This is a genomic window from Vibrio sp. V43_P6S15P86 (genome assembly GCF_009904725.1).
In the GTDB taxonomy this organism is placed as follows: Bacteria; Pseudomonadota; Gammaproteobacteria; order Enterobacterales; family Vibrionaceae; genus Vibrio; species Vibrio diabolicus.
In genome coordinates, this window is the sequence record NZ_WXWT01000157.1 from 1 (window position 1) to 5,798 (window position 5,798).

The 5,798-nt window shown below is 41.5% G+C and carries 7 protein-coding genes; all 7 read left to right on the forward strand.

Annotation, left to right across the window (positions count from 1 at the left end; all coding sequences use genetic code 11):
* Positions 1 to 799 precede the first annotated feature (799 nt).
* Entirely contained in the window at positions 800 to 1,378 is a 579-nt protein-coding gene (locus tag CAG69_RS06900; RefSeq protein WP_017821397.1) for an ankyrin repeat domain-containing protein, read from the forward strand.
* A 132-nt stretch (positions 1,379 to 1,510) separates the two neighbouring features.
* Positions 1,511 to 2,020 (forward strand): AAA family ATPase, encoded by a 510-nt coding sequence (locus tag CAG69_RS06910; RefSeq protein WP_054868433.1) that lies wholly within the window; start codon positions 1,511 to 1,513, stop codon positions 2,018 to 2,020.
* A 147-nt stretch (positions 2,021 to 2,167) separates the two neighbouring features.
* Positions 2,168 to 2,794 carry a hypothetical protein gene (locus tag CAG69_RS06915; protein WP_161443364.1) on the forward strand — a complete coding sequence of 209 codons (627 nt, stop codon included), beginning with the start codon at positions 2,168 to 2,170 and terminating at the stop codon, positions 2,792 to 2,794.
* A gap of 757 nt (positions 2,795 to 3,551) precedes the next feature.
* Positions 3,552 to 4,088 (forward strand): nucleotidyltransferase family protein, encoded by a 537-nt coding sequence (locus CAG69_RS06925; protein ID WP_161443366.1) that lies wholly within the window; start codon positions 3,552 to 3,554, stop codon positions 4,086 to 4,088.
* Between the two features lie 139 nt (positions 4,089 to 4,227).
* Positions 4,228 to 4,623: an ACT domain-containing protein gene (locus CAG69_RS06935; protein WP_029858118.1), complete on the forward strand. Its 396-nt coding sequence runs from the start codon at positions 4,228 to 4,230 to the stop codon at positions 4,621 to 4,623.
* Between the two features lie 232 nt (positions 4,624 to 4,855).
* Positions 4,856 to 5,221: a hypothetical protein gene (locus CAG69_RS22495; protein WP_161443370.1), complete on the forward strand. Its 366-nt coding sequence runs from the start codon at positions 4,856 to 4,858 to the stop codon at positions 5,219 to 5,221.
* 136 nt (positions 5,222 to 5,357) lie between these two features.
* Positions 5,358 to 5,657, forward strand: a complete 300-nt coding sequence (locus tag CAG69_RS06950) for a hypothetical protein (protein WP_161443372.1) — start codon at positions 5,358 to 5,360, stop codon at positions 5,655 to 5,657.
* The last annotated feature ends 141 nt before the right edge of the window (positions 5,658 to 5,798 follow it).

Sequence of the window (5,798 nt, forward strand, 5' to 3'; positions counted from 1 at the left end):
GATAAACGGTAATCTTTTAGTTAAATACATATTTGAGTTAGCTTTACTAATCATTAATTAGGAAAACCAGCCTTGGCTAAAGTGGCTGTAAGATCGGCGAAAACTGAAAGGCGCTCAGTTAACAAACTGTTCAAGAGGGATTCGCAACGCGTGGCATTTTTACTATGCGTTGGTTTAAGTGTTTAGGGTGGTATGCGGCGGCTTCAGTATTGCGTTGCTCACCCCTTAACAGAGCGTTAGTACGGGTTTGACATCAAAGGTCATCAGTTTTGGTGTTTATCTGTTTTGGTGTTCGTCTTTACATCTTTCAGTTTGTACCTTTCACGTTCTTTCCGGTGGCACTATATGTGGAGTGTTTGCTTTGATTTCACCGTTTACGGTTTCTAACTCTTAGCCTATTTCTTTGGCGCTTCTTCTCTTTCGTGGTTCTCACTAAGTCAGAATTGCCTTTCTTTGGTGTTGCCGTCGAAGTGCAAGGATCGAATCCTTTTCAAATTTGAAGCCAGTAAAAGTAGGGGAGTTCAGTGCGTTTTTCTTCTAGCCAACTTTTGTCTCTTAATCTAGTTTAAGTTTTGTAGCTGCCCGTCTCACTTCAGTGTTCAAAGCCTTTCATATCATGCCACTTTTCAATATCTTGGAGCGCATAAATAGAAGTAGCGCATGTACTAACAAATTGCTTAAGAGTGATTCGTAACGCGTGGCATTTTTACTATGCGGTGGCTTTGGGTGATTAAGGCGCTGTGCGGTAGCTTTTGTATTGCGTTACTCACACCTTAGCAAGGCGTTAGGAGGGATTATTTTGAAGCGATTTTTACTAGCAGCTTTATCCATAGTGTTTTTGACAAGTGATTCAAGTTCTTGCAAAAGCAGAAACGACCCTAGTAGTCCTATAAATATCGCAATTTATCAGATGATTGAGGGAAAAAGCAGCTCGTATGCTCAACGTTTGTTGAAGAAGGGAATGGACGTTAATACAGTCAATTCATGTGGAGCGTCACTATTACTCATGGCGTCATTTCTTGGTGACCATGAACTGGTAAAAACTTTACTATCAAGTGGTGCGCTCCCCAACATACAGAATTATGAAGGGAATAGCCCAGTTTTTGCATCTGCTAACTTCTCCAATAACAAAATATTAAAGCTACTTCTTGATAATGGAGGTGATCCCAATTTACTTCTTACTCAGGAGTATGTTTACAACTCACCATTAATGATTGCTGCAATCAATGAGAATATCGAAGGTGTTAGGTTATTATTAGAGGCGGGAGCCGATTGTAATTACCGCAATCAATTGGGAAATTCAGCAAGAAAAATTGGTGAGGCTTCATTGAATTTAGAGCTGAAAGCATTGCTTATGGCGTGCGACAATCCCACCTAACAAACTGTTCAAGAGGGATTCGCAACGCGTGGCATTTTTACTATGCGTTGGTTTTAGTGTTTAGGGTGGTATGCGGCGGCTTTTGTATTGCGTTGCTCACCCCTTAACAGGGCGTTAGCATGCGGGAGTAATATGAAGAAAATTCTCATCATCGGTAATTCTGGCTCAGGCAAGAGTTGGTTGTCGAACCAGTTATCCCGAAAACTTCAGTTGCAAGAAGTTAACTTGGACTCGATTGTATGGGAGCCAGGTGGCTATAATCAAAAACGCTCCACCGGAGCAATCGAAAATGAAATTGCTAGTATAAAGTCTCAATGCAACTGGGTAGTTGAGGGAGTATTTGGTGCTTTAGCCGAACAGCTTATTTTTTCTGCTGACATGCTGTTGTTTTTGGATTTAGAGTGGTCTGAATGTGAAAGTTCTCTTTATGCTCGTGGTTCGGAGAGCTCGAAGCAACTTAATGAGGAACAGGCGGAGAAGAATTTTCGTGAATTATTAAAATGGGCTTCTGAATACTCGGTTCGCGAATCCAAAAGTTCACGACAGTTCCATCAGCAATTGTTCAGAGATTTTCACGGTTCTAAAGTACGTTTCACAACACGCTCTCAAGTGAATGAGTTTGTAGCGGAAACAACATGCTAACAAACTGTTTAAGAGTGATTCGCAACGCGTGGCATTTTTACCATGCGTTGATTTTAGTGATTTAGGTTGTGTGCGGAGGCTTTAGTATTGCGTTGCTCACACCTTAACAGGGCGTTAGCTACTCATCAAAATAATAAGGTAAAGTGCATGAATACAATTGATCGTGAAGCCTTTGGTCGAGACCCGTTTGGATATGGGGCAGGAGGTGTTTTTGAGTGGCAAATGATTGAGGCGATGCATAGCGGAGGTGACTTTGATCCTTTCAAAGTTCCAGAAAATAAGCACCTAAAAAGTCCAATTCTATGGCTGACACAAGCAGAAGCTCTAAGCCAAGCAGCCCACACTCTATTTAAAAATGAACCTGACTTTGAAACAATGCCTGTATTGGTGAGATCAATTTGTGATCGTCAATACTGCGGGGTAGGGTTGATGCTCCTAGGGTATAGTTTAGAAATTGTCTTAAAAGCTATGCTTATAATGAAACATGGTGTGGACGGCTATACAGAAATTGAGAAAAAGCATAGACATCACCGTTTACATGACCTTGTTAACATTATTCCCAACATGGATAAAAGGGAGAGGGCCGTTTTACGTGGTTTAACCCACTTTGTATATTGGGCTGGTCGTTATCCTGACCCCGGTACAGATAAAGGTGAAGAGACGTTGAATATCTTTGAACTATCAGAAAAGTATAAGATTTCGGCACATATGTTATTTACAGTTTCTGCAAAAGTAATGTCATACGCTCATAAGGTATCAGAAGAAACTACGTAGCTAACAAAGCATTTAAGAGTGATTCCCAACGCTTGGCATTTTTAGTTCAAGGTTGGGTTTCGTGTTTACGGTGCAATATTTAGCTTTGGTAGTAGCGTTGCTCACACCTTAATGCGGCGTTAGTCGCCAGAAAAAGCTAGCAATCAAAATCATGTTTTTAAGCTCAAAATTTGGCTGCTAATTGTTCGGTTCACTGGTTCATCGTCGTAGGTCCAAACTCATTTCAGCTGTTTTAAGTCCAAAGTTTTGCAAGTGTCCTCGCGGTTGTTCTGTTCTTTGGTGCTGACAGAGCAGGGTAATCGAGAGTCTGCTTTTGGTTGTAATTCCGCTCGGTGAGTTTGTTGGGTACAAAAGCCGATTTACTCGCAGAAATGACGTTTTCTCTGGTGTGGTAAGTTCCACGTAGTTTCAGTGACTTTGTTGAAAGTCCGCACTGTGAGATTGGCTTTCCAAAAGCGCTTTTTGGTGTTGTCAGTCCGTTTTCTACGGCGTTGTTTGTTCTAAGTGGTTTCATTGAGTAGTCGCTTTGAGACTACGCCTGACTTAAATGCATCAAAGCACATAAAGTTTGTTGTTCGCAAAGTTTAGTTCGGCTTAAAATTGTCGCTCGGTGCCTCGCGACTAACAAACTGCTCAAGAGGGATTCGCAACGCGTGGCATTTTTACTATGCGTTGAATTTAGTGATTAAGGTGGTATGCGGCGGCTTCGGTATTGCGTTGCTCACCCCTTAGCAGGGCGTTATGGCGCAGGGCGAAAATGGACAAAATCGTAGAATTAATAAGACAAGACCCAATCAGAGTTGAGGCACTTTATCATGTGTCCCAATTGGGTTTGCCTCAATGCTATATTGCAGCAGGTTTCGTGCGAAATTTAGTTTGGGATTCAATGCATGATTTCAACGAACCGACTCCTTTAAATGACGTCGATGTAATCTACTTTGATCCGACGGAATCTAATTCCAATGCCCACTTGGATTACGAAGTGCTTCTTAAAGCTCGCATGCCCAAGCTTAATTGGCAAGTGCGTAATCAAGCGACAATGCATGAGCGTAATGGTGATGAACCTTATCAAAGTTCATTGGATGCAATGAGTTACTGGCCAGAAAAAGAAACAGCGGTTGCTGTTCGTCAAATAGGGCCAAGTCAGTATGAGTGTATTGCTGCGTTTGGCTTTGAATCATTATTTAGTTACTGCGTCACATATAATCCTAAAAGGTTACGAGAAACCTTTGAAAATCGTGCAAATTCAAAAGGGTGGTTAGCAAGGTGGCCTTCTTTGAGAATTGCGCCATAACAAACAATTTAAGAGTGATTCGGCACGCGTGGCATTTTTACTATGCGTTAGTTTTAGTGATTAGGGTGGTATGCGGTAGCATCGGTATTGCGTGCCTCACACCTTAATTGGGCGTTAGCAATACAAGGAAATATCAAGCATGTCAGGAATTACAGATTTAGACGAACTACTACGTTCAATGCGTCCCAAATTACTTAAAGCTGAGTTTGTATTTTGTACTGTTGCAGGAAGCCTAGAAGAGTATTGCAAGTTAAATCCAGTAGCTACTTTTATGGAGCCTGAAGGTTTGACTCTTGTACTTGAAAAATCAGTAGCAGAAAAAGCGGGTTTATCTTTTGAAGGCTCGTATAGTCAAATCACATTGACCGTCCATTCTAGTTTAGAGGCAGTTGGTCTAACGGCAGCAGTAGCAACAAAATTAGCTTCAAAAGGCATAAGTGCAAATGTCATAGCGGCGTACTATCACGACCATGTTTTTGTTCAAAATAGCAAAGCCGAAGCGGCAATATCAGCTTTAAAAGAGTTCAGTGCTTAATGTTGGCGTCATATTGCTAACAAGGCGTTCAAGAGGGATTCTCAACGCTTGGCGGTTTAGGTTCAAAGTTTAGCTTTAGTGTTTATGGCACAATGGTTTAGGTTAGGTGGTGGCGTTGTTCACCCCTTAACGCGGCGTTATGAGCCTCGTACATATTGAACACAGTTGTAGAAATTGCAGTACCAACGCTAGTGGTACTGCTAAACCAGATAGTCATGGAGGACATTGAAGAATGTTGGAAAAAGTAGAGCAAGTACTTGATAGAAATGATTTATCTTATAAAACTGTGGGTAACTCACTTCACCTAAAATTGGCACGAGCAGGCGGAAAAGTCACAATCAAATATGACTATTCGACAAATTCGTACCTATATAGTTGTAATGAATACTTATTAAGTTTCTCTAGCCTCATTTTTTTTGTTCTATCTTTCAACACGTTATATCAGACTGACAAAAAAATGTGGTCTGGCTATGTTGCTGGGTGCATGTTTGCAGCAGCAGTGTTTAACCTATTCCAAATAGTACTGGCTCACATACAAATGCTGGATTTGAAATCTCAATTTAGAGAAGTGGGTGTTTATCTCAAGTCCGGCTCATAACAAACTGTTCAAGAGGGATTCGCAACGCGTGGCATTTTCACTATGCGTTGATTTTAGTGTTTAAGGCGGTTTGCGGCGGCTTTGGTATTGCGTTGCTCACCCCTTAACAGGGCGTTAGAGCGCAGGAGAAAAAAGTATGAACATGACCGATATAGTTGAATACATTTCATATCTTATCACCGGAATTATTATCGCTCCTTTCGGTTTTATGCTGTTTAAAGAATTCATTGGTAAAGATCGCAAGACGGTTACAGATGAAGTCAAATCGACAGTAGGTGACGAATCGAGAAAGTTTCTGGGTGGTAGGTATGGTGATGCCGTTGTAGGTCAATTTGTCGAGTTCAAACTGATAATAGCGATAGGCTTGCCAGTAGTGCTATTTCTAGGAATTTCTTCCTTGGTTAATTCTCTTTTGAAAGTTCTGTTCAACCTGTGAGTTGCGCTCTAACAAACTGTTCAAGAGGGATTCGCAACGCGTGGCATTTTCACTATGCGTTGTTTTTAGTGTTTAGGGTGGTCTGCGGCAGCTTCAGTATTGCGTTGCTCACCCCTTAACAGGGCGTTAGCAGTACACGGT

Bases quoted from the DNA above. Each gene is read 5' to 3' on its own strand.
- CAG69_RS06915 (WP_161443364.1), top strand. From the start codon at position 2,168: ATGAATACAATTGATCGTGAAGCCTTTGGTCGAGACCCGTTTGGATAT.
- CAG69_RS22495 (WP_161443370.1), top strand. From the start codon at position 4,856: ATGTTGGAAAAAGTAGAGCAAGTACTTGATAGAAATGATTTATCTTAT.
- CAG69_RS06925 (WP_161443366.1), top strand. From the start codon at position 3,552: ATGGACAAAATCGTAGAATTAATAAGACAAGACCCAATCAGAGTTGAG.
- CAG69_RS06950 (WP_161443372.1), top strand. From the start codon at position 5,358: ATGAACATGACCGATATAGTTGAATACATTTCATATCTTATCACCGGA.
- CAG69_RS06910 (WP_054868433.1), top strand. From the start codon at position 1,511: ATGAAGAAAATTCTCATCATCGGTAATTCTGGCTCAGGCAAGAGTTGG.
- CAG69_RS06935 (WP_029858118.1), top strand. From the start codon at position 4,228: ATGTCAGGAATTACAGATTTAGACGAACTACTACGTTCAATGCGTCCC.